The 23,129-nt window shown below is 65.3% G+C and carries 21 protein-coding genes and 1 riboswitch; of the genes, 16 read left to right on the plus strand and 5 right to left on the minus strand.

The features are described from left to right. Positions 1 to 748: 748 nt before the first annotated feature. The 9 genes from B0G38_RS16440 to B0G38_RS16480 all read left to right on the plus strand — a co-directional run bounded on the left by B0G38_RS16440 (position 749) and on the right by B0G38_RS16480 (position 10,550). Complete coding sequence (locus B0G38_RS16440) at positions 749 to 1,867, plus strand: glutamate--cysteine ligase (protein ID WP_264670406.1); 1,119 nt, start codon at positions 749 to 751, stop codon at positions 1,865 to 1,867. Positions 1,868 to 2,165: 298 nt separating this feature from the next. Beyond that, a complete protein-coding gene (locus tag B0G38_RS16445) occupies positions 2,166 to 2,510 on the plus strand; it encodes an NADH-quinone oxidoreductase subunit A (RefSeq protein ID WP_264670407.1) in 345 nt (114 codons plus the stop codon). Continuing rightward, positions 2,501 to 3,901: a hypothetical protein gene (locus B0G38_RS16450; protein WP_264670408.1), complete on the plus strand. Its 1,401-nt coding sequence runs from the start codon at positions 2,501 to 2,503 to the stop codon at positions 3,899 to 3,901. Before B0G38_RS16445 ends, B0G38_RS16450 begins: the two co-directional genes overlap by 10 nt. After that, complete coding sequence (locus B0G38_RS16455) at positions 3,894 to 4,844, plus strand: complex I subunit 1 family protein (RefSeq protein WP_264670409.1); 951 nt, start codon at positions 3,894 to 3,896, stop codon at positions 4,842 to 4,844. Before B0G38_RS16450 ends, B0G38_RS16455 begins: the two co-directional genes overlap by 8 nt. Positions 4,845 to 4,847: 3 nt before the next feature. Continuing rightward, complete coding sequence (locus tag B0G38_RS16460; RefSeq protein ID WP_264670410.1) at positions 4,848 to 5,411, plus strand: NADH-quinone oxidoreductase subunit J; 564 nt, start codon at positions 4,848 to 4,850, stop codon at positions 5,409 to 5,411. Beyond that, a complete protein-coding gene (locus B0G38_RS16465) occupies positions 5,408 to 5,710 on the plus strand; it encodes an NADH-quinone oxidoreductase subunit NuoK (protein ID WP_264670411.1) in 303 nt (100 codons plus the stop codon). Before B0G38_RS16460 ends, B0G38_RS16465 begins: the two co-directional genes overlap by 4 nt. Continuing rightward, the gene (locus B0G38_RS16470; RefSeq protein ID WP_264670412.1) at positions 5,707 to 7,620 is read left to right on the plus strand and encodes a proton-conducting transporter transmembrane domain-containing protein; all 1,914 of its coding nucleotides are present in this window, start codon (positions 5,707 to 5,709) and stop codon (positions 7,618 to 7,620) included. The genes B0G38_RS16465 and B0G38_RS16470 overlap by 4 nt, the downstream gene beginning before the upstream one ends. A gap of 2 nt (positions 7,621 to 7,622) precedes the next feature. Further along, the gene (locus B0G38_RS16475; protein ID WP_264670413.1) at positions 7,623 to 9,113 is read left to right on the plus strand and encodes a complex I subunit 4 family protein; all 1,491 of its coding nucleotides are present in this window, start codon (positions 7,623 to 7,625) and stop codon (positions 9,111 to 9,113) included. A gap of 3 nt (positions 9,114 to 9,116) precedes the next feature. Continuing rightward, a complete protein-coding gene (locus B0G38_RS16480; RefSeq protein ID WP_264670414.1) occupies positions 9,117 to 10,550 on the plus strand; it encodes an NADH-quinone oxidoreductase subunit N in 1,434 nt (477 codons plus the stop codon). Between the two features lie 234 nt (positions 10,551 to 10,784). Here B0G38_RS16480 and B0G38_RS16485 read toward each other — a convergent pair whose 3' ends face one another. Continuing rightward, on the minus strand, positions 10,785 to 11,681 hold the full coding sequence (locus B0G38_RS16485; protein WP_264670415.1) for a LysM peptidoglycan-binding domain-containing C40 family peptidase: 897 nt from the start codon (positions 11,679 to 11,681) through the stop codon (positions 10,785 to 10,787). 4 nt (positions 11,682 to 11,685) lie between these two features. After that, a riboswitch (cyclic di-AMP (ydaO/yuaA leader) is annotated at positions 11,686 to 11,861 on the minus strand. A 131-nt stretch (positions 11,862 to 11,992) separates the two neighbouring features. Here B0G38_RS16485 and B0G38_RS16490 point away from each other — a divergent pair. Next, on the plus strand, positions 11,993 to 12,265 hold the full coding sequence (locus B0G38_RS16490; protein ID WP_264670416.1) for a hypothetical protein: 273 nt from the start codon (positions 11,993 to 11,995) through the stop codon (positions 12,263 to 12,265). A 235-nt stretch (positions 12,266 to 12,500) separates the two neighbouring features. Here B0G38_RS16490 and B0G38_RS16495 read toward each other — a convergent pair whose 3' ends face one another. Both B0G38_RS16495 and B0G38_RS16500 read right to left on the minus strand, forming a co-directional pair. After that, on the minus strand, positions 12,501 to 13,115 hold the full coding sequence (locus tag B0G38_RS16495; RefSeq protein ID WP_264670417.1) for a DUF305 domain-containing protein: 615 nt from the start codon (positions 13,113 to 13,115) through the stop codon (positions 12,501 to 12,503). 547 nt (positions 13,116 to 13,662) lie between these two features. After that, a complete protein-coding gene (locus tag B0G38_RS16500; protein ID WP_264670418.1) occupies positions 13,663 to 14,451 on the minus strand; it encodes a cytochrome P450 family protein in 789 nt (262 codons plus the stop codon). A gap of 590 nt (positions 14,452 to 15,041) precedes the next feature. On the opposite strand from B0G38_RS16500, the gene B0G38_RS16505 reads away from it, so the two are divergent. The 6 genes from B0G38_RS16505 (at position 15,042) to B0G38_RS16530 (ending at position 22,261) form a co-directional block, all read left to right on the plus strand. Continuing rightward, complete coding sequence (locus B0G38_RS16505) at positions 15,042 to 15,656, plus strand: recombinase family protein (RefSeq protein ID WP_264670419.1); 615 nt, start codon at positions 15,042 to 15,044, stop codon at positions 15,654 to 15,656. A 561-nt stretch (positions 15,657 to 16,217) separates the two neighbouring features. Beyond that, positions 16,218 to 16,445, plus strand: a complete 228-nt coding sequence (locus B0G38_RS16510; protein WP_264670420.1) for a hypothetical protein — start codon at positions 16,218 to 16,220, stop codon at positions 16,443 to 16,445. A 391-nt stretch (positions 16,446 to 16,836) separates the two neighbouring features. Next, positions 16,837 to 17,760: a WD40/YVTN/BNR-like repeat-containing protein gene (locus B0G38_RS16515; RefSeq protein WP_264670421.1), complete on the plus strand. Its 924-nt coding sequence runs from the start codon at positions 16,837 to 16,839 to the stop codon at positions 17,758 to 17,760. 719 nt (positions 17,761 to 18,479) lie between these two features. Next, entirely contained in the window at positions 18,480 to 20,519 is a 2,040-nt protein-coding gene (locus B0G38_RS16520) for a copper resistance CopC/CopD family protein (protein ID WP_264670422.1), read from the plus strand. Between the two features lie 339 nt (positions 20,520 to 20,858). Next, positions 20,859 to 21,233 carry a BlaI/MecI/CopY family transcriptional regulator gene (locus B0G38_RS16525; RefSeq protein ID WP_264670423.1) on the plus strand — a complete coding sequence of 125 codons (375 nt, stop codon included), beginning with the start codon at positions 20,859 to 20,861 and terminating at the stop codon, positions 21,231 to 21,233. Continuing rightward, entirely contained in the window at positions 21,230 to 22,261 is a 1,032-nt protein-coding gene (locus tag B0G38_RS16530) for a M56 family metallopeptidase (protein ID WP_264670424.1), read from the plus strand. The genes B0G38_RS16525 and B0G38_RS16530 overlap by 4 nt, the downstream gene beginning before the upstream one ends. 232 nt (positions 22,262 to 22,493) lie before the next feature. On the opposite strand, the gene B0G38_RS16535 is transcribed toward B0G38_RS16530, so the two are convergent. Continuing rightward, the gene (locus tag B0G38_RS16535) at positions 22,494 to 22,706 is read right to left on the minus strand and encodes a hypothetical protein (protein WP_264670425.1); all 213 of its coding nucleotides are present in this window, start codon (positions 22,704 to 22,706) and stop codon (positions 22,494 to 22,496) included. Positions 22,707 to 22,708: 2 nt separating this feature from the next. Beyond that, positions 22,709 to 23,044 (minus strand): hypothetical protein, encoded by a 336-nt coding sequence (locus B0G38_RS16540; protein WP_264670426.1) that lies wholly within the window; start codon positions 23,042 to 23,044, stop codon positions 22,709 to 22,711. Between the last annotated feature and the right edge of the window lie 85 nt (positions 23,045 to 23,129).

Genomic DNA, 23,129 nt, shown 5'->3' on the forward strand with positions numbered 1-23,129 from the left:
CGTTTGACCGCACATGCTACGCTGAAGACGTAGCGTGAGCTTGCGAACCTGGCGGCGGAGTCGAGGGCGTAGCATGTGGCCGGAAAACCGCCCTCCACACCCCTTCCGACAGCAGCCCCTAACACCGTAACCGTTCCGGGCACAGTCACTGTCCTGTAACAGTCATTTGGAAACAGACCCTGCCGTTCCACGACAGGTTGTTTCCCGGGTCCGGCAGCTGACCGTACTCATTCCCCCCGGACTTCGTGATGACCAGGGATCCGCTTTCTCAGGGTCGACCGTCTGCAGCCAGAGTCTAAATCCGCCAAAGCGATTATCGCTAATGAGAGCCCTTCCCAGTCCGTGAACAGCATCCCTGCATGCCGGCGCCTAGGGAGGCCCTCCTTAGGGCACCGGTGAGCTCCGGACAGCGAAGACACCACAAACACCCCCCGGCCCCGACAGTGCTGCAGACGAACTGTCGGGGCATCGAAGGTAGGAGCAGCCGCTGCAGTGTCTGCCGCTGGACCAACTCGCCTTGGGCCACTTCGCCCCTCGGACGGAATCTCTGATTAAGAGCCTTCCGCAGATGCTGTACGGGTACTTAGCTTCGAAGTTAAAGTGGGATCAGATTCGCTGAACAGCTGATGTCATCCGGTCCAGCAAGCGTTCAAAAGGTTCTGATACCGGCTTGCCCGGTTAGCGATGCGCGCGTTGGCCCTGGAGCGGCTTGGCTGCCCGCCAAGGCGGACAGGGGCAGGAAACACTGATGCGTACTTTCGGTATCGAGGAAGAACTAATGCTCGTCGATCCGGGCAGCGGTGCAACCGTGCCCGTAGCCGGGCAGGTTATGGATCTTTACGCCCGATCCGGCTCTCCTATGATCAATCCGGGCGCAGGAGTGCCGGCAGTGGCGCTGACCCATGAGTTCGTCCATGAGCAGATCGAAACCGCCACAGCCGTGCATACCACCCTGAACGGACTTACCCGGGACATCGTGGCCGGCCGGGCACGGGCTGACGCCCTGGCGCGCCAGGTCGGGGCAAGAGCCGTTGCCCTCGGAACCGCTCCCCTGCCCGCAGAACTGCATACGGTGCGGCTGCCGCGTTTCGAAGCGATCAGGAACCGGATGGGATTGACCGCGGTCCAACAGCTAACATGCGCCTGCCATGTGCACGTCGGCATCGAATCGCCCGAGGAAGGAGTAGCAGTGCTGGACCGCATAAGGGTCTGGCTTCCGATACTGGCGGCGTTGAGCGCCAATTCGCCCTTCTGGCACGGCACCGACACCGGATACGCCAGCTTCCGCACTCAGCTCTGGGGCCGCTGGCCGACAACTGGCCCCACGGAGATATTCGGCTCCGCGGACGCCTACCGCCGTCTCGTGCGTAACCTGCTAACGACCGGTGTCCTCCTCGACGAAGGCATGGTCTACTTCGATGCCCGGCTCTCCCGGAACTACCCGACCGTGGAGATCCGCGTCCCGGACGTCTGCCTCACCGTCAATAATGCCGTCCTTATCGCTGCCCTGGCCCGTGCACTGGTCGAAACGGCAGCAAGGCAGTGGCGCTCCGGACAACCGCCGCCGGTGATGCCCGCACCCCTGCTCAAACTCGCATCCTGGCAAGCCAGCAGACACGGCGTCGAAGCCGATCTCCTCCATCCATTGGAGGCCCGACCCGGCCCGGCGAAAGACATCATCAGCTTACTGCTCAACCGCACCCTTCCGGCCCTCGCCGACGCCGGAGACGACGCACGGACCGAAGAACTCCTCAAGGCGCTCCTGCGCCGGGGCACCGGATCCAGCGAGCAGCGGAATGCCTACAAGGACACACGGTCTTTCACCGCTGTAGTGGCCGAAGCCCTGAAGCATACCGGCACCGGGTAGATCAGCCTGGGCGGCGCCGCCTTCGAGGACGGCATCGATTACTGAACCATCCGCTTCCAGCCTTGCTCTCAGGGCCTGTGATGCACTGGCCAGACATCGAATAGTAAGGGTACTGTGCGTATTGGGGCTCGGCGCCCGCCGGACCGCAGCAAACCGGATTGGAGCAGGACCATGAATCACATCAGCTCGATGCTCGGAACCTATCCGAAGGACATGGGAGGTGTGGACCGGGAGAGGCCTGCCTGCTGCGCGGACCTGGTCGCCGCCCTGGCCTGAGCGTCGAGCCCCTGACCGCCCCGTGTACTCCGGAATCGTGGCCATGGCCCTGATGGCGGTGCTCGCCGTCGTCTTCCTTTTTACGTTTCACCGCCTCACCGCTGTCGATACCAGCCCGTTGGAGGTTCTGCCCGCCCAGTCCGGGTGGATGCCGCAGGAGCACGCTTTGTCCCGGTTCCATGTGCGCTGGTACCTGGCCTCGATCGTTTTCCTCGCCTTCGACATCGAGATGCTCTTCATGTACCCCTGGGCCGTGATCGTGATCGAAAGAGGGATGTCCGCCGTAGTGGAGATGTTCCTGTTCCTCGGCGCCCTGCTTGTGGGCGTGGTCTGGGCCTGGAGGGAGGGAGCCTTCCGATGGGCCTGACCGAGACCCTCGCCCGCCTTGCCGTGCGCGCTACCCGGATCCTCGTTGTGGAGGCCCCGGGGCAGTGGCAGACACGGGTGGAGCTCGAGCAGCAGATGCTGCGCCTAGGATGGCGCCCGGCGTGGACGCCAGGAGACGCGGACGTGCTTGCTGTGTGCGGGGCGCCCGGTCCCGAACTGGCCCAACTGGTGGAACGCCTCTGGGAACAGATGCCCGGACCACGCGTACGCGCCGCCGTCACCTCGCCCACAGCCGTTACCCCAGCCCTCAACGACGCCGCAGCCCTCCTTCTTGACACCCCCGCACACAGGACCGATGCCCAGGAGCGGGCACAAAAACCTCAGATCCCCGCAGTCATGGACCATGGCGGCCACGGTGAAATGGGTCATCACGGCATCGACCACAGCGGCATGAACCATGGCGGGCACGACGGAATGGACCACACCAGTCATGGGGGCATGGACCAGGGCCAGCCGGGCGACGAAGACCACCGCACCATGAAGCACGAAGACCATCACGGCACGGACCACAGCAGCATGAACCATGGCGGGCACGACGGCATGGACCACGGCAGCCATAGGGGGATGGACCACGGGGACACGGACCAGGGCCAGCCAGGCGACGAAGACCATCACGGCATGAACCACAGCGGCATGAACCATGGCGGACACGGCGAGATGGACCACAGCAGCCACGGGGGTATGGACATGGCCCCGGAAGGTATACCGCTGGCCCAAGGCGGGGAGGACCGCGACGGTTTGGGGGTGGATGTGCTGCATCTGCCCTTGGGCCCGGTGCTGCCGTTCTGGCCGGCTGGCCTGGTCCTGCATTGTTCGTTGCAGGGCGATGTGGTGGTTGCTGCTGACGCGGCGGTGGTAGACGGCGGAAGCCACGCGGACGGCATCCACAGCCGGCATTCCGGCTTGGTGCCGGCTGCGGCAGTGCGGTGTGACAACCTCGTGGCGCTGCTGACACTGATCGGCACGCAGGACCTCGCCGCCCGTGCCCGGTCGGCCAGAGACGCGTTGTTGCACGGTGACCCTGGCGGCGCCCGAGGCGCCGTGGAGCGGTTGCACCGGGTTGTGCGCCGATCCATCTTTGTGCGCTGGTCCCTGCGCGGGGTTCTGCCGCTCGCACCGGCCGATCTGGAACGCCACGGTTTGCCGGACCGCTGCCTCGGGGATGCCTACGACAGGGTGTTGTCACTGGTGGAGCGGGTCCGGGCCGAGGTGAACGGCGCAAATCCAGGGGCACCGGTTGGCGCTGAAAGAGTGCCGTGGGGCATGGTGCCGCACCTGGTGACCGGGCTGGAGATAGGGACGGTGCGTCTGGCGGTTGCGAGCCTGGACCTTGACCCGTTCCCGGCCGTCCACGAGGTGGGACATGCCTGAAAACATGCCTGAGACACTGCTGACGACTGTTCCCGCCGGTTGGGCGGTACTCGCAGGCATGATTTTGTGCGCCCTGGCCTTCTTCGCGGCCGCTCTGGACTCTGCCCTGTCCGCCCGAGCCGAGGGCGCCGGTCGCGGAGGATGGCTGGCACCTGCGTGGTCAACGGCGCGGTTGCTGCGGCAGCGGCGGCGTACCGTCGTGGCCGCGGACACTTTGTTGCTGCGGGTCGGGGCAGCCGGAATGTTGGGCGGGTCGTTCCTGATGGTCGCGGTGATCCCGTTCGGCCGGTGGACACTGGCAGACCTGGACGTTGGTGTCGTGTGGTTCAACACGGTTGATGTCATGGTGTGGGCGTTGGTGTGGTTGGCGGGGTGGGGGGCGAACTCGGTCCATGGTCTGGTCGGCGGTTACCGGTTCCTGGCCCACGGGTTGGCGTATGAGCTGCCGTTGATGTTCGCGCTGGTGGCTCCGGCGATCGCGGCCGGCAGTCTCAGGGTAAGCGATGTGGCCGGCGCCCAGGACCGGCTGTGGTTCGCGGTGTGGATGCCGGTAGCGTTCGTCATCTTCCTGGTTGGAGTAACCGGGTTCTCAGTATGGGGGCCTTTCGCCGCGGCCCTCGGCGCGGATGTCGCCGGCGGTGTGCTGGCCGAACTGTCCGGGGTCGACCGCCTGGTTCTGCAGGCTGGGCGCTACGCCTTCCTGGCGGCCGGGGCCGCGTTTTCGGTGCCGCTGTTTTTGGGCGGGGGCGCCGGGCCGTTCCTGCCGGAGTGGGCGTGGGTGGTGGTGAAGACGGTCGCGGTTCTGGCGGTACTGGTGTGGCTGCGGCGGAAGCTGCCGGTGTTCCGCCCGGACCGGTTTCTGGAGATCGGGTGGGTGGTGCTGCTCCCGGCGGCCGTGGCCCAGGATCTCGTGGTATCTCTCGTCGTCGTGTGGAAGGGATGAGCCGTGGTGGCTGCAATCGTGTTTTGGGGACTGGCCGTAGTGGCCGTGGCCGCCGGGGTGGCGGTCTTCGTGGTGGATTCCATGGCCCGGGCCACTTACGCCCTGGCGCTGTCGTTCATTGCCGTCGGGGCTCTGATCATCCTGCTGCAGCAGAGTTATCTGGGGGTCATCACGATCCTGATGATGGTGATGGAGATGGCGGTGATGGCCGTCTACATGGTGATGTTCATGGGCATGAACCCTGCGCTGATGCCCATGGACATGACCCACGGCAAGAAAACGGCGATCGGTGCTTCCGCCGGTGTCTTCGTCCTGCTCGCTTCCGGTGCGCTGCTGATCCCTTGGCCTGAACGCCGCGGGGTTCCGGCAGAGGACATCACGAACGCGCTGGGACTCGAGATCATGGGCGAAAAGATGCTGGTGATGGCGGTGGTGGGCCCGGTCATGGTGGCGACCATCGTGTCCGGAGTGGTCCTCGCCGCCGGCCGGACCCGCTACGACCGTCTGGGCGATGACCTGCGCCGCCGCCCGGCGGATGACCCTCAGCCCGGAGGTGTGGGCCGATGAGCCTGGAGGTTGTTTTGCTCGTCGCCGCCGCACTGTTTGCGGTGGGGCTCTACGGGGCCCTCTCGCAGCAGGTGGTGGTGATGGTGATGATGGGCCTGGAGCTGATGGTCAACGGGGTGCTGCTGGCCGCCGCCGGATTTTGGTGGTTCATGGCCCCGGCCCCCTCCGGGCAGGTACTGCTGCTGGTGGTGCTGGCGGCGATGACCGTGGAGATGGCCATGGGTTTTGCCGTGGCCACGCTGCTGCATCGGCGGCGGCAGACGGACATGACCGACATGGCCGAGGACCTGTCCCGGTGACGGCGGTCCAGGCCGCGCTGCTGACACTTGTGCTGTTGCCCGCCGCCGTGGGCGTACTGCTGGCTCTGGTCCGAGGCACCGAACGAGTGGCCACACCGGTCGCCGTCGTAACCGCCGGGCTCACGACGGCCATGGCGTTCGTTGTTGCCCTGGCCCGGCCAAGCCTGGTGCTCCCGTTCATGGTCGGGGCCGACTTCTCGCTGGCGGTTGACGCCCTGGCGGCACTGGTCGTGCCGGCGGTCGCCGCGGTGACTTTCCTCGTGTTGGTCTTTGCGGCCGGGAACATCCGGGAGTCACGGAGCCGGTTCCACGGGCTGATGCTGATCTTCTCGGCGGCGGCTTTGGCCACCGCGACGGCAGCCAGCATCCCGGCGCTGTTGTTCGCGTGGGAGCTGATGGGTGCGACTTCCTACGCCCTGATCGGGTTCTGGTGGCGTAACACCGATCGGGTCGCGGCCGGGCTGACGGCCTTTGTCACTACGCGTACCGCCGACCTCGGCCTGTACGTGGCCGCCGGCGCCGCCCTGGCCGGTGGGGCCGGGATGGCCTTGGCCGACCTGCCGGCAGCTACGGATCCGTGGCGCCATGTCATCACCGCCGGGATCCTGGTCGCCGCACTGGGCAAGGCGGCCCAGCTGCCTTTCTCGTTCTGGCTCTCCGGTGCGATGAAGGGCCCGAGTCCGGTGAGTGCCCTGTTGCATTCGGCGGCAATGGTGGCCATGGGCGGGTATCTGCTGCTGCGGGTGGAGCCGTTGCTGGCCTCCACCGGCTGGGCCGGTCCCTTGGCGGCGTGGATCGGGGTGGTCACGGCGGTCCTGATGGGGGTTGTGGCGCTGGCCCAGCGGGAGCTCAAGCAGCTGCTGGCCGCGTCCACGGTCGCCCAGATGGGCTTCGTGGTCCTTGCGGCCGGTGTGGGCGCGGTCAGCGGCGGTGCTGCCCACCTGGTTGCCCATGCCTCGACCAAAGCCCTGTTGTTCCTAGCGGCCGGTGCGTGGCTGACGGCACTGGGTACCGGGGAGCTGGCCGGGCTGCGTGGCGTGGGACGCCGGTGGCGGGTCGTCGGCGTGGCCGCAACCCTGGGGGCGCTTGCCCTGGCCGGGATTGCCCCGCTGTCGTTGTGGGCCACCAAGGACGCCGTACTCGCCGCCGCACTCGGGGCCTCCCCATGGCTCTACGCTGCCGGTCTCGTGGCCGCGGCGTTGTCCGCGGCCTATGCAGGGAAGGCCCTGTGGACGATCTGGCGTCGCGGGCAACGCGAGGAAGCGGAGGAGGGCGGCACCGGCGAAGTGGGGGCACTGGAGCGGACCCCGCTGGTCGTGCTCGCCGCCGGAGCCGCGGTGCTGGGCGTGCTCGCCCTGCCGCCTATCAGCGGCACGCTCGCCGGGGCCCTCGGCGGACACGGAGAGGTCGCGTTGACCGAGTTGCTGGTCTCGGCGGGAATCGCCCTCGTGGTGCTGCTGGCCATGTTCCGGTGGCGTGCCCCGGAGCCCGGATGGGCCCGGCAGTGGCTGAGGCTGGAGCACACCGCCCACGCCGTTGTCGTCCGCCCTGCACTGGCCCTCGCCAGAGCGCTGGCCCGCTTCGACGACCGAGTCCTCGACCGTGCCGCCCTGGCTGCTGCCAGGGCCGTGGCCGTGGCAGCCCGTGCGGTTGCCCGCTTCGATGACCGGGTCCTCGACGCCGGGGTCGAGGCCTCGGCGGCCACCGCCGATGCAACCGGCCGGGGCGCTGCACGTCTCGATGACGCGAGGGTGGACGGCGCTGTCGAGGGCCTCGCCGGCCGGGTTCGCCGGTTGGGCGAGATCGCCCGGGCACCGCAGACCGGGGCGGTCCACCAGTACCTTCTCCAGGCCGTCGCGGTTCTCGCCGTTGGGGTCCTCGCCTGGTTCGTCTACGCCGTGATGGGATGAGCATGCTGAGTCTGATCGTCTTCCTGCCCCTGGCCGTCGCCGCCGTCCTGGCTGCGGCGCCCGCAATCGGTCCCACCGCCGGAAGGTGGATCTGGGTATCCGTGTGCGCCGCGGAACTGGTGCTCGTGGGGATCGTGTGGGCAGGCTACGAGGATCCGGGACCGAACGGGTTGGCGTTCGAGGAGCAGGTGCCGTGGATCCCCGGGGTCAACAGCAGTTATCACGTGGGCGTGGACGGCCTCTCCCTGCCGTTACTGGCCATGACGGCCGTCGTGTTCCTGGCCTGCTCGGTCTACGCCCTGCGGGACACCGACCGGACCCGGGTGCAGGCCGCCCTGTTCCTTTTCCTGCAGGGGGTGAGTCTGGGTGTGTTCGTGGCGGCCGACCTCATCCTGTTCTTCGTCTTCTTCGACCTCTCCATCGTGGGCATGTACTTCGTGATTGCCGGGTGGGGCCACGGCAATGCGGCCCGGTCGGCGCTGAAATTCTTCCTTTACACATTCCTGGGCTCCCTGGCCCTGCTGCTGGGCTTCATCGGGCTCTATGTGGCCGCCGAACCGCATACCTTCGACATTCCCGAGCTTGTCGCCGCGGCCCCGCTTGAGGGCAGCGCACTTACCGGGGGGCTGGTGCTGGCTGCCATCTTGGTGGGTCTGGCGGTGAAGACCCCCACCGTCCCGTTCCATACCTGGCTCCCCCCGGCGCACACCGACGCCCCGGCTATCGGCTCGGCTGTGCTGGCGGGTGTGCTGCTGAAGATGGGAACCTACGGGTTCGTGCGTATCGCCATGCCTATGCTGCCTGATGCATGGCGGGCGTGGGCCTGGGTGATCGTGGTGATCGGCATTATCTCAGTGCTCTACGGAGCGTTCGTGGCCTTGGCCCAGACCGATCTCAAACGGATGATTGCGTATACTTCGGTGAACCACATGGGCTACATTGTCCTGGCACTGGGCGCGGTCGGGCTGATCGCCGAGAACGCCGCCCAGGCCCGTTCCGTGGCGGTCACCGGCGCGATGGTACAAATGGTCAGCCACGGGCTGATCACCGCCGCATTGTTCCTGCTGGCCGGGGTGATGCAGGACCGGTCCGGCACCTACGATATGGGCTCCTACGGAGGCCTCGCCGCCCCGGCGCCCCGGTACGCGGCGCTGTTCGCGGTCGGCGCCTTCGCGTCCCTGGGCCTGCCCGGCTTCTCCGGGTTCATCGCCGAGTTCCAGGTCTTCGCCGGCAGCATCGCCCTCGCCCCCGTGACCGCGGTCGCACTGCTGGGCATCCTGGTCACCGCCGCCCTGTTCCTGCGGGCTCTGCAGAGGGTCTTTACCGGGCCCGCGGAGGGCCGCTCCCCCGGGTTCGCCGATCTGCGTCCCCGGGAACTTTGGTCGGTCGGGCCGCTGCTGGGCCTGTCCCTGCTCATCGGTGTGCTGCCCCGGTTCCTGCTCGAGGTGATCGAGCCGGCCGCCTCCGCCCTCGCTACCCTGGTCAGGAGCTAGCCGATGGAGGCATCGATGCGGATGCTGCCCGCGCTGCTGCTGCCCGAGATCATCGTCTTCATTGGAGCCCTCGCGGTGCTGCTGGGCGGGTCGTTTATGCCGCGCCGGCGCCAGTGGATCGCCCGCATCATGGCCGCCCTGGCCCTGCTGGGTGCCACGGCGGCCGCTATCTTCGCCATGGTGGAGCCGGCGCAGACCGCCTTCAGCGGCACTTTCGCCGTTGACACCGCCACCGGCATGGCCCGCATCGTCACCGCCGTGGCTACCCTGCTGGTGCTTGGAGTGGCCTCCGGGGAAATCGCCGCCTCGCCTCGGGAATCCGACACCTACGCGCTGCTGCTGTTCGCCGCCACCGGGGTGATGGTCCTGGCCGGGGCCACGGACCTGCTGGTGCTCATTGCCGGGTTCCTGCTGGCCAGCATCCCCCTGTACGGGATCGTAGGTTTGGCCGGTGGCTGGTCCGGGGCAGAGGCTGCACTGAAGACTTACCTCATGGGTGCACTGTCGGGGATCCTGCTCATGCTCGGGGTCACCGTACTCTATGCCCTGGCTGGCGGCACGGATTACGCACTGCTCGGGGAGACTCTACCCGACGCTCCTAACGCGGCGGTGGGGGCCGGTGTATTGGGCGTGCTGGCCGGGCTGCTCTTTAAAGCCGGCGGGGTGCCCTTCCACTTCTGGGTGCCTGACGCATCCCAGGGCACCGGGGGCGCCGCCGCCACTTTCCTCACCACGGTTCCGAAGGTGGGGGCGCTGGTGGCGGTGTACCGGCTCGTGGATACGGTCTCCACCGGTGAGGACACTTTGTTGTTCGTCGCGGCGATACTGGCTACGGCGTCGATGTTCCTGGGCAACCTCGCCGCCTACTGGCAGACTGACCCCCGCCGGCTGCTTGGCTGGTCAACCGTTGCCCAGGTCGGATTCCTGCTGGTACCTGTGGCGGCGGCCGGGCGCAGCGGCCTGGCCCTGCCCTCACTGCTGTTCTATCTGGCCGCTTATGCCGTCACCAATGTCGCCGCCTTCGCAGTCACCGCCGCATTGCCCCAGCACCGCGAGCTGGTGGCCTACCGGGGCCTTGTCCGGGCCCGTCCGGGGCTGGCGCTGGCCCTGCTCGTCGCGCTGCTGGGCCTGGTGGGCACCCCGCCGCTGGCGGTCTTCGTCGGAAAACTCACCACCGCCACCGCCGCCTGGGACGGCGGGCACGGCTGGCTGGCCCTGGCAGTGATGCTCAACAGTTTGCTCAGCCTCTTCTACTACCTGCGCTGGTTTGCCCCCGTCTTCGCCCACCCGCGCCAAGGTGCCATGGGGTTCCCAAAACCGGGCGGGGCCGCCGCCTGGCCTGGGGCCACTGCGGGTATCGCCGCGGCCGCGAGCCTGGCACTTGGCCTCCTTGCCGGGCCCCTGTGGGCGGCCCTCGAAGGTCCCCTGGCCATGTAGGTCCGGCTGGTTCCGCCCACGCGGTACATATCGAGACATCAGGGAAACTCCGTACGGACTGCCGTGACCCGGTTTCGAGGACGGAGTGGTCCGGCTGGCTGAAAGTGCCCGGCGGAAAAGTGTAGCGAGCCTCAGCAGAGAGGCAACTGGACCTGCCGTTAAAGAGGTATGCACCGTCGGCAGTTCCGACGATGCATACCTCTATTGCTGCCGCAGGTGAACGGCTGCGGGGATTTACCGGACGGTGTAATAACCGTCTACGGGCATCCAGCTGATCGGGTGGACCAGAGTGCCATCGCCCGGGTTCAGGGCGCTGACCATCTTGCCGTCGCCAAGGTAGATGCCGATATGGCCTCCGCCGTTCTGGGATACCAGGTCGCCCGGCTGCGGGTTGCTGGTCGGCGTCATGGCGGCGATTTGCTGCTGGCTGGTACGGGGAAGGTCGATGCCTGCCTGGGCGTAGACCCATTTGGTAAAGCCGGAGCAGTCCCACCCGCTGCTCGGTGAAGTTCCACCATAGACATACGGCGAATCCACCATGGACTTGGCGACATCGGCGATGCTTGAGGTGCTGGCGGCCGGTTCAATGTTGGCGCTTGCCGCAGCAACCGTAAAGGCTTCTTCCTTCGGCGCGGACTGGGCCGGCGCTTCAGCCGGCGCCGGAGCGTTCTCTGCCGGAGCAGTCTCCGCCGGCGCGGCCGGGGCCGGGGCAGCCGGCGCCTGCGAGGCACCGGAGAGTTCGATGACGTCACCCGGGTAGATGATCGAAGTCCAGTCGAGGCCGTTGACGGCGAAGAGTTCATTCAGCTCAACGCCGTGCTGCGAGGCGATGGCCCCGAGGGTGTCGCCGGCCTTGACAGTGTGGGTTGCAGCGTCCTCAGAGGAAGCCGGTGCTGAGGCCGGAGCGGCACCGGTTTCGGTTTGGGTCTGGGCTGCGAAGTTGCTGGAATCCACTTCTGCAGCAGCATTGGCGGGCAGGCCGGCGCCGAGCATCAGGCCACCGGCAGCGGTGACAACTGCGGCACTGCGGCCAACGGTACCTGCGTGGGACGATACGGCCTTGGAAACTCCGCTGAACGGGTTGCTGCGGACCGGGGTGGCACGGTGGCGTGCGTGATTGTTCTTGAACAAGGTTGTAGCCTCTCCCAATGCCTGCGAGGTAAGCTGTCGGGTTCGGATGGGAGTCACCCGGCCGCGTTCCACCTCGGAAAATCGCTCCGTGGCGAACTGCGGCTTAACCCCAAGGGCTCTGGAGGGAGCCCGGTAAACGTGGGTCCCCCGCCTCTGCCATCTGTTTGGCGAACGGACTCGGAACGGTGGCAGAGTTAGGCAAAGCCATTCCGAGGGGGCCGGCCCAGGTAGCGCCGACGTGATTGCCACCCTACATAACGAATCGGTAACAACGCAAAACGGACACGCCGCCAACGACCGGTTGCCGCAACATGAATGCCGATAACGGCACGAAGCATTCATATCGGCGGAGATCGGCATTCACCACAGTCACGGGCTCGTTAATGCGTGTGGAGAAAGCCCAGGAAACGGATCAGATCCTGCTCTGGTTCAAATACAGCCAGTCGTCCGCACCGCACACGTGGCTCAAAGAGAATATGCCGCGCGCCGTCTGCCTGGCGCTTCCGCAGTTTGTCCTGGCCCGGCCTGTTCTCGGTACGGAGCCGGCAGAAGGCGCTCGGAACGCACAAAAACGCAAAAACTAAGCATGACAGCAGCCCGTCGATGCTTAAATTAGCGGGCACCGGCCGGACCGGGAGGTTGGGAGTCCTCCCGACGATGGCCGGTGCCCCTGTTCACTAGCACCTATGAGGCGGTTCCCACGCTATCGGCATCTCCTGAGTGACCGAGCAACGTTCCCTGACCGTTGACTGAACGTCGGCGATCATGCGGCAGGGCCAGGGCAGCTGACGTTCAGCGGAGCCGCGATCCTGTGGCCAACTAGGGCAAGCTCAGCGCAGATGAAGCGCCCTGGCAGTTCCTGAACGCACTCACCTCGTACTCCGGTACCGGTCGGTTTTCAGCCTCGGCGGCGCTTTCCGCCGGCCCATTCTCCGCAATGTCGTTGACGAGCCATTCCATCTCGCTGATTTCCCGCCGTTGGGCATCGCTGATGGCAACAGCCAGCTCGCACACCCGGTAGTCCTCGATCCCGGCCCGTTCCGACCGCAGGATCGCCATGGAGTGGTGGGGGATCATGGAGTTCATGAACGCGGTGTCGTCGATGGTCGCCTGGCTGCGATCGAGGCTGATGGAGGCTGCGAGTACGAGCAAAGCCGCCCCCACGATGGCTATGTTCATCTTCCGGTTCCGACACATGTTCAACATCCAGCCGAGCATGACCAGGGCCATCACGCCGCCCATCGTGATCGCCATGTACATCCGGCTCTCGCTCCACCGCAAGTGGTCCAGTGCGTAGGTGTCGATGAACATCAGTCCGTACATTACGACGGTGGCGGTGGCGATCATCGCGCCGAAACGCCAATAGCTCATCTTCATCCCTCCTCCTTTGCCCTGCTCGTGGCTTGCCTGGTTCTTGTCGGTATCTGACTTCATCGCATGTCCTCTCTTTGCCGAGCACCGCGTGGCTCCGCGGGGCTGCGGGCTGGTTAATTACTGTCAGGGCAGGGATGGCTCCTTCGACGAAGGCTGTACGGGCGAGGCGAAGTGGACGAATAACTCGTCTTCGCGCATAGGGGCAACCGTCGGACGGATGATAGTCACTGTGTTCTCGAATAGTCCGCGTGGGCACCGCAGATGCCGGTACATCGTCTTGAAGGCGTCCCGGTGGTCGAACTTTCATCCCGAGCATAAATTCGTGCGGCGACCACGCCCTCCCCTGTCTGCCGGCCATTGGTGGTGACTTAGGTACCCGCAGCAGTGCGCGAGCAGTTTCCAGCCGTCGCAGAACTCGACGATGTACCGCCCGGGCCCTTAGCAAGGCGAGTCCGGGGCGGGCTCCGGCGAAGAAGGCGATGGCGACGCTGGGGACCATGTCCAACGAACTGAATCGGAGCCGAACAGAGTAAGAGTCCAGTGACATGTGCCGAGGATGATCCGCCAACGTCTACCCGCATCCGATACCGTGGTCGTCCGTCTGATCCTAGGTTCCGGCCGGCAGCCTGTTGTCCCGCCAGACGGCTTCTTCGCGGGCGACTCCGCCCACCGCCGGGAAGAACGGGTAAAACCGCCTGACTTCCTGCGCGAAATCCTCCAGATCTCTCTCCCCGGACGAAACAATCTTTGAGCGCCAGCGGGAATGTTCCACCAGTGCCAGCGCAGCGAACACAATAAAGCGGCCCACAGCCACCGTCGGACGCAGCAGATTGATCAGCTCCACAGCTGCGACCTTGGCAGGGAGCAGCTCGCCGTCGAGGTCCCTGTGTCCTCCGATCTGGGATGCCGGGCATCCCAGAGGCGTCTTCACCGTGCCCGAACGAATCCGGTCGACCAGCTCTGTGACCCATTTTTCTGTTCGGTTCCGGCGCAGCTGAGCCCACCAGTCGCCGGGGCCCAGAGAGGCTGCTTTATCGATCATGCGGCTGAGTTCGCGGGCCAGGGTCTCGGCGCCGCGGCCGGTAACCGGCACACCCGCCCATTGACAGACTGCCCGGGTGAGAATGAGCCGCACCTCATCATGCAGGACCACCGGTTCCTGCCACTTTTTGGCCCGGTCCTGCCAGACGCCCTCGAAAGTGTCCCTGAGACGACCGACGGAGTCTTCGGACATGAGATCCATAAACATGGCCTTGCGGTGGCGGTGGTCCCCGCCATCGAGCATCTGGACGCTGCCCTTGTCCTGAAGCAGACGAAGAGTGTTCGGGGGCAACGCGCCCCGTCGTGTAAACAACCCGCTCGTATACAGCAGAGCCGCCGCCTCTGCTGCGCGCATGCAGATAACCTGGTGCGCTGCTATCCGGGTCCGGAAGGCATCAGTGCCGAGCCTGTCGCAGCGGGAGGAGATGAAACCATAGCCTTCACGGAGAAAAGGAATCGAACTGTCAAGCGTCGCAACGGTTGGAATCATGGTGCCCTCGTTTTCCTTGGGATCCGGGTGCCGAAGGGTACCGGCAAGTGCCGCCGTAGTGCGTCCCCCATATCGTCGCCACGGTCAGTGGCAGAGTCAAGGACACGCCCGAAGCAACTCCTACTGGCCACCCCTTTGCCGCAGGACCGCCACTACATAGCGGAGCATTTTCTCGCCGTGTCCGCTGCAACAATAATCGCCCTGGCTGCCAACGCCTGCTGTCGGATAGGCGGGCGGACTACCGCAACGGCAACGATGACCGGAACATCGCCTCTCACAGCCGGCGCCACGACGCGAACGGACGAACTGCGCCCCGCCCAGCTCAATGTCACATAAGGTCTGGTACGTTTGAAAAACGTAGAATAAGCAACGGATAAAGTGACACTTTTGCCACTGTTTGTCAGTCCGAAATCCAGCGTCACCTAAACGGCCGTTTAAATGATGGAGGCAGCCAGATGCTGGTCGGTTACATGCGGGTTTCAAAAACCGATGGATCACAGACTACTGATCTGCAGAGGGATGCCCTGCTGGCCTCCGGCGTCGACTCCGGCCAGCTGTATGAAGACAAGGCATCCGGCAAACGCGAGGACCGGCCGCAGCTGGCCGCCTGCCTCAAAGCGCTCCGGAACGGTGACACCCTGGTGGTATGGAAACTGGACCGTCTGGGCCGTGACTTACGCCACCTGGTCAACGTCGTCCACGACCTTACCCAACGCGGCATAGGACTCAAAGTCCTGACCGGACAGGGCGACGCCATCGACACCACCACCGCCTCGGGGAAACTCGTGTTCGGGATCTTCGCCGCGCTGGCCGAGTTCGAACGCGAACTCATCTCAGAACGCACCCTCGCCGGCCTCGCGTCGGCGCGTGCTCGCGGACGAAAAGGCGGAAGGCCCTTCAAAATGACGCCCGCGAAAGTCCGACTGGCCATGTCATCCATGGGACAGCCCGACACCAAAGTCGCAGACCTCTGCGACGAGCTGGGGATTACACGGCAGACCCTGTACCGGCACGTCTCGCCCGCAGGGGAACTGAGGCCAGACGGAGCCAAACTGCTCGCGAAGAAATAGGCCGGCCTCCTGCACAGAGGGGATGCCCCGAACAGTGGACGTGCCAAATCTAACTGTGTACACGGGTTTGAAACCGGCTTCTGGACCAGCAAAGCGGACGTTCGGCCCAGGAACGAGGACTCTTTCCCCACACCATCTGCGCGTTCCACATTAAGGAAGTGAGACGTTGGTTCCGCCGAGGCTACCACGTGGTCTTCGCCCGCCGGCTTCTCCTCTGTACGGCGGAGCTCGCCTACCAGCCGGCCGACATCTGGCGCGGACCTGCCCGGTTCGCGCGTGAGCTGGCTGCTACGGCTGATGTTCAAGGGGATGCCCAGCCTCCAGTATTGGCATGCATGGTGGTCGCGGCAGCGATAGACGGAAACTAGCATTTTCTACTACCGACTCTTTTGCCATCTCCCGCACAAGCCGACCTGCTGTTGCGGATGCATAGTTTCGCAATTACTATATAGCTTAGTAGATAGGCCCCGCATGGCCGACATGCACGAACACATGTATGGACGATCGCTCCGAGGGGAGGCACCCTCTGTACCCGACCGCCGAAGACGAAGGAGGAGCCCGATGAATGAAGCGCCGCTTGCGTTGGCCGTAGTAGCATGCCCGGTTGGCATGGGCTTGATGGTGATGCACAGCAGGAAGCACAGTTCGCGGACGGCGCCGCCTCCCCCGCCTGCCATTAACGCCCAGTTGATAAAGCTGCGCGCCGAAGTGGACCAGCTATGGGAAGGCGGGCGGGACGCCGGGCAGAACGCCCTGGCCTCGCCCTCAACGGACATTGGCTCCCGGTGAGCGAATCCTGCCTACTTCGCGCGCAACGGTCCTCCTCCTGCCACTGACCGCGACTACTTCTGCCTCCGCACGACGCGTCAAGCCCGAGCACGATGGCGGAAAACGGCGCATCCGGGAGTATCAGGTGAAGGGGTGAAATCCCGCTCCTCATGAAGGCAGCGGCAGCCCTGCGCGGAGCCGCTTACCAATCAATCGACTAGCGCCGGAGCCGATCCCCATGGTCTGCCTCCGGACGGCATCGTCGCCCTAATTAGCCCCGCCGACCGGTCGCCTCAGGAACCCAAAGGGTGCCACTATTTGCAACCACATCACTCGCCCCCGCTCGGCTAACTTCCACAGCAGCGCCTGCTGCTTCCACCCACAGCCGTATCAATGACTAAGGATCCATATCGTGAACGACACATCCCGTACGCCCGCAGTACCAGCCGAGAAGCAAAAGAAAGCCAGTGCTGGCCGGCCCCGGTGGGTAGCGGCAGCAGTAGCCACAGCTGTTATCGCCGTCGGCGGTGGGATCGGAGTGTTTGCGGCCACGGGCGGGAAAGATGCTGCTACAGAAGCATCAGGGGCTGCAACCAGTCCCTACGTTGGCGGAGATCTGCACATACTGACCTCTCTCGAGGGCCGGCTTTACGTGGGCGGCCACGACGGCGGGGCTGTTTCCACCGATGGCGGTGTCACCTGGACACAACTGCCATCGCTTAAAGGGACCGACCCGATGGGGGCGGCAGCAACAGAGGAACTTACACTCATCGGTGGCCACCCCGGCCTTTACCGGTCCACCGACGGTAAGTCCTTTACGAAAGTTACAGGTGAAGGGGCACTCGATGATGTGCACGCCCTTGGCGGCTCAGGCGAAATCTTCTACGCCAGCACAGTAGAGGGTGGCCTGCAGGTCAGCGATGACGGCGGGAAGAGCTGGACTACCCGTAACGCTGAGATCGGTCAGTCTTTTATGGGAGTCATTTTGGTGGATCCAGCCGAGCCCGAGCGGCTGATCGCGACGGATATGGCCAACGGCCTCGTTACCAGTAGCGATGGTGGCCGAACATGGGCAGGCCTGGGCGGACCCGGTGGGCCGATGGCCGTCACGTGGGACCCGACCAACACTGCGCGGTTGGTGGTTTCAGGTATGGCCGAAAGCGCCATCAGCAATGATGGCGGAGAAACCTGGGCCCCTTTGACTGCACCTGAGGGTACTACCGCCACCGCCTTCTCCCCCGACGGGAAGACGCTCTTCGCCGCCGTCCGCAACGGCACTGACGCCAGTGTTTACGCCAGCAGCGACGCGGGCCGGTCTTGGACGAGTCTGGTTTAGGGCGGCAAAGTATCACCCGGGCAGGGCACTGCCGCAAACTCGCGTCAGCTCCCCCTGCCACCCCGGGCCCCGCGGCCGGCGCCCTCGCCCCCTCTGCCATGAGCCTTGATGAGTCATTTCGGAGATGCAGCCCCGTAGGTTAGCGCTCCCGGGCTCTTCTGCTCCGGAAGCCGCTGCTTGTGTGCCGCCGGAGGTGATTGGCCGCGGCGCGGGCCTTATCTCAAGTGGCAACGCCAGACTTGGAAATCACGGGCTTGTTGCCGCATGGCAGTCAATTCGCGGGAGCCCAGCGGCTTGCAGGATGGAGCGTCACGCTATGTTCCGTCGGCCTATAGACCTTATCCTTGTTGAGCTCCACATGCTTACCGTGCCGCTGCTAGCGGCCGACAACAGCGCGCCACACCTTTTGAGCCGCAGTGGGATGGCGGCGGACGCAGCCGTAGCACCCCTGGCCTTGATGATTCCGGGAACGTCCAGCCAGGCCCACTGGGACCGAAATGACCAGCAGCAGGTATATCTCCATTCCGACGCGTCCTCTCTAAGGTCCCGCCAAGTCCAGACACTACTATGTTTGTTAGTATTGACACTCGGTTCGAGTTGGTATCTCCGACTCCGGCTTCGGTGGACTCTTAGGACCGCAGGTACAGCAGCCGACATTGGAGTGCCTGATGCTGAAGCTGGCCTCCAGGTGCCTGCGACAACGATTACGGAGAGAACTTTTGACGGATCACCAGCAGGTGGGGCTCCTGCCGCAGCCAGCAGGCACCGCATTGGACGCCGGCACGGGAGGCAGTATCCCCGGAGATTCCACTTGGCGTTCGCGGCTGGGCTACGCTGCCCGCAGCGGCAGGCGGCTGCTGGTCCTTGCAGCGCTGGCTGGCATTGCGTTGCTGGGCGGGGCCGGTCCGGCTTCCGCCCATGCCAATCTTCTCTTTACCGCTCCGGCAGCCGGTGCTGCCGTTGCCGATGCCCCGCAGGCCCTGACTCTTCTGTTCGATGAGCCGGTATCTGCCGGCGGCACGGTGGTTGAGGTGTCGGGCGGCGATGCAGGTATCGCCATGGGTCCGGCAACGCTTAGCCATGAAGGCCGGGCGGTGGAAGTGACGGTCGACGGTGTGATGGCACCGGGTGTTTATGTGGTGGAATGGCAGATCACAGCCCGTGACGGGGACGTGATGGGCGGCAGCTATCGCTTCGCTGTGGGTCCGGCCACAGCTTCCCTCGATCCCGTGCAGTCAACGCAGACGCGGGGATTCTGGATCACGGCTGGTTTGCGGTGGATCGTTTTTGCCGGCCTGGCCCTGAGTCTTGGCGAGCTGGTTCAGGCCCGCCTGTTGCGGCGCGAACCAGGCGCCGCGCCGCGCACCTGGATGTTGCCGGTGCTGCTGTCGGGTCTGGCCGCGGCGGCAGGCCTGGCCTTGGTGCTGGCAGGCAACGGCTCCCTTGCTCAAGGTGTCCTCAGCCCGGATCCGGAAGCCTTGTTTTCTTCACGTCCCGGGGTTCTGGCGTTGATTACCGCAGGCGGGTTCGCTTTGGCTGTGGCAGCCGAACTCGTGTCCCGTCGCCGCTGGCTGTGGCCTGGCCTGTTCATGGTGGTCGCGGGCGAGGCCCTGCGGGCGCATCCGCAGCTGGTGAATCCTGTTCTCGGCATTCCGCTGTCTCTGGTTCATCTGGCCGCCGCGGCGGCGTGGGCAGGTACGCTGGTTTATGCCCTGCGTGCCGCGGCAGCGCGGCGGCACGCGCCGCAGGGGGTTCGTACAGTCTTTGGCACCTATGCGGGCCTGGCAGTGTGGCTCTTTGCCGCCGTCGCCGTGACCGGAACCGGTTCGGCGTTGCTCCTGGTGCCGCCCGATGAAATCGCCACCACCGAATACGGGCGCGCCCTGGCCATCAAACTTCTCCTTGTCGCCGCCGTCGCCGCACTGGCCCTACTGGCCCGGCGCCGGCTCCGCCGCCGGACAGCGGGTTCAAAGATCATCCTCCCGGCCCGGATGGAAGCGGCTGCGCTGCTGGTGCTCCTGGGCCTTTCGGCCCTGCTGACGGTGCTGCCGATGCCGGGGACCAAAGACGCAGCGCTGGCTTTTCCGCCGCCTGCCACGGGACCGGCAGTCATCACGGGGGCATTGGCCGGCAATGTGGGCATCACGGCCATGGCCAGCGAAGGCCAGCTCGTGGTGCAGCTGGCGGCACCGCAAACCCCGGACGGCAGCGGCGGCACCGATCAGCAGTACAGCTTGAGCGGGGCACTGGCGGGCCCTTCCGGCGGGACGCAGGAGCTGGACCTGCGCGGGTGCGGCACCGGCTGCTACGTCAGCGCCGCCACCTGGGAAAACGGATCCAGCCGGTTGACGCTGACCGTCACGGCCGAAGGCTGGACCGGCGGCCGCGCCGGCCTCACTGTCGCCTGGCCCGCATCGCCTGCCCCGGAGCTTCTCACGGAAGTCGTTTCAACGATGGCGCAAATCCCGGAATTCACGGTGCACGAAGTCGTGACCAGCGACACGACCCAGGGCCTGGGGACCCCCACGTCCCTGCAGGTTGAAGGCCCGGGGTTCCTTGAGCGGGCACTTTACGGGTCAGGGACTGCACCGTGGACCAACCGGCTTCCAAACGAGGACGGCCACCGGCGCCTCGCACTGGCCTACCCAGCTGAAAACGCCTACTTCGAACTGACTCTTTCCGATGACGGCAGAATCCTCTCCGAAACGCTCGCCGCACCCCACCACCAGGTCACCCGCACCTACATCTACGCCGGATAAGGAGTAGTGTTCCCGTCCCGCCGGCCATGGCCGTCCTGACGCAATCCTTCCCCCGAGGAACACCGCCATGAGCACGTTACAGGTGGTGAATTTGTAGATGTAATCCCACCGGTATCTGCGCTGCCTGTAGAAGCCTCGTGCGGAGGGTATGCAGGCCGTGCAGGCGTCATGATTACTGCGGGCAGGAGCCGATGAAACAAGTGGAAAGTCGATTCCCTGCTAGCTGAACCTCAAGATCAGCGCGGTAAATTCACGTACGGGTTTTCGTGACCGGCTGTCATGCCAGCTACTATGTAAGGTAGGAATAAAAGCCAAGCCCGGGGGTAGAAGGTGGTTGTGGTGCGTCAGCTGGGACAGCTGGAAGCTGCGGTGATGGAGCGTGTGTGGTCTGCAGATGCTGCCGTTTCGGTCCGCGAGGTGCTCGATGCTTTGCAGCAGGAGCGCACTATCGCGTATACAACGGTCATGACAGTGATGGACAACCTTCATACCAAGGGTTTGCTGGTGCGCCAGAAAGAGGGCCGGGCTTACCGGTACCTGGCTGCCCGGACACGCGAGCAGCACGCTGCCGAGTATATGCAGAACGTGCTGGCCTCCGGCAGCGACCGTACCGCGACACTGCTGCATTTCCTTGAACAGATGCCCGCCGATGAAGTTGCCGAGCTGCGTCGGGCACTGGATCAGGCCGGGAACGGCGAAGCCGCAACGTCATGACTGTCCCGGTTGTCCTGGTCGTTTTTGCCATAGCTGCTGCCGTCTTGGGGCCGCGGCTGCTTCGGCGAGGAGACTGGCTCACCAGGTCGCCGCAGATGGGCATTTTCACCTGGCAGGCCCTGAGCGGCTCGGTATTGCTCTCGGCACTGCTCGCTGGAGCAGCGCTGGCCGTACCGGCACTGCCTGCAACAGCCAATCTTGCCGAGTTCCTGCAGTCCTGCCTGATGCTCCTTAAGGCACAGTATTCGACTCCTGGCGGAGCCGCGGCAGGAATCACGGGCGCGATTCTGGCCGTCAGTGTTCTGGCACGCTACGGCTTCTGCCTCGCCAGATGCATGGTCTCAGCCAGGAGCAGCAGGCTGGAGCAGCTTCGGGCGCTGGCGCTGGTCGCCCGCCGGAATGACCGGTATGGGGTACTCGTTGTGGACCACCCGGTCGCAGCCGCGTACTGCCTGCCCGGCCGCGGACGGCAGATTGTCCTGACCACGGCAGCACTGGACGCCTTGGACGAGGAGCAGCTCAGCGCAGTACTGGCCCACGAGAGAGCACATCTGCGCGGCCGGCACGATCTGGTCATGGCCGGCGCGGAGGCCCTGGAGCAGGCGTTTCCCCGCGTTCCCGCGTTTCGCGCCGCCCGCCTTGAACTTGCCCGGCTAATTGAGCTGCAGGCCGATGACACCGCTGTGCGCCACTATCCGCGGCTTACGGTTGCTTCTGCCCTGGTCCGTCTGGCTGAGGGCGGCGCGGCGCCCGCCTCCGCGCTGGGGGCCGGAGGCCAGAGCGCACTCATGCGCGTACGCCGTCTGGCGGCACCGTTAAATCCCCTGGGTCCCGGGCGCAGGGCGGCCATTGCGTTGGCCGCGGCCGTCCTGCTTGCCGGACCGGTCCTCCTGGCTGCCGTACCCGCTGCCGGCATTGCGCACGATTATTCATGCCCGACCGCCGCCCTTGCAAGCCATAAAGACATGGCGGCCCTTGGTTGCCTGCCGGCGGCGCAGGCATGCCCGGGGGAAGCGGCCCGTAGTTAGGATCCCGATGACTTTCAGGCGCTCCCCTGTTCGTTGGAAGTCCTGCGCAGCTCTGCGATTTCCGCCCGAAGCAGCTCTGCCTCCGAGGCGCTGCCTGCCGGCCCTTGAGGTTTGGATGCCGCCCCTGTGAGGGCCGCAAGTGAACAGTTGCCCCGTCGCATGGGCCGCAGGCACAGGAAATACATCGCGGACACCGATGCCAGGAAAAGCGCTGCGGCAAATACCGTATCCACTACCGAACCCCGGCCGAATCATGCCCGGTGACGCCGGGTTCCTGCCGGGAACCGCGAAGGCTTTCAACTTCCGCCCGCAGCCTGCGGATCTCGTCCGGGGAAGCCGCCGTGTCCGGGGCGGTATTCTTTGCACCCCTCATCATGAACCACATCATCAGCCCCATCCCCACGGGGCAAGCAAGCAGTGCCAGGGCATAAAATGCTTCAGCCATCATCATTTCCCTTCGGTGCGGTCGACAGGGGTCCCGGCCGGGCCGGATTCGCCCATCATCTGTTCATGCATCCGGGCCATGCCCGGATTCCCGTCCATCATCAGTTCATGCATGCGCGCCATGCCCGGATTCCCGTCCATCATCAGTTCATGCATGCGCGCCATGCCCGGATTCTCGTCCATCATCAGTTCATGCATGCGCGCCATGCCGGCCCCGTTAATTTCGGATACGTCCGGGGATGAAGGCGGAGTGGCATCGGCCGCCGGTACGGACGCGGCGGTTCCAGCGGCCAGCACAGCGGCTGTTGCGGCAAGTCCCGCGAAAGTTGCAGAAATCATGATCACCTTTCCAATCTACTAAGTTCCATAGTAGTTGAACGGATGACGGGCTGCAATGGTTCCCGCCGGCGGTTCCTCCTGCTGC

The organism is Crystallibacter permensis, assembly GCF_025960875.1.
Lineage (GTDB): Bacteria > Actinomycetota > Actinomycetes > Actinomycetales > Micrococcaceae > Crystallibacter > Crystallibacter permensis.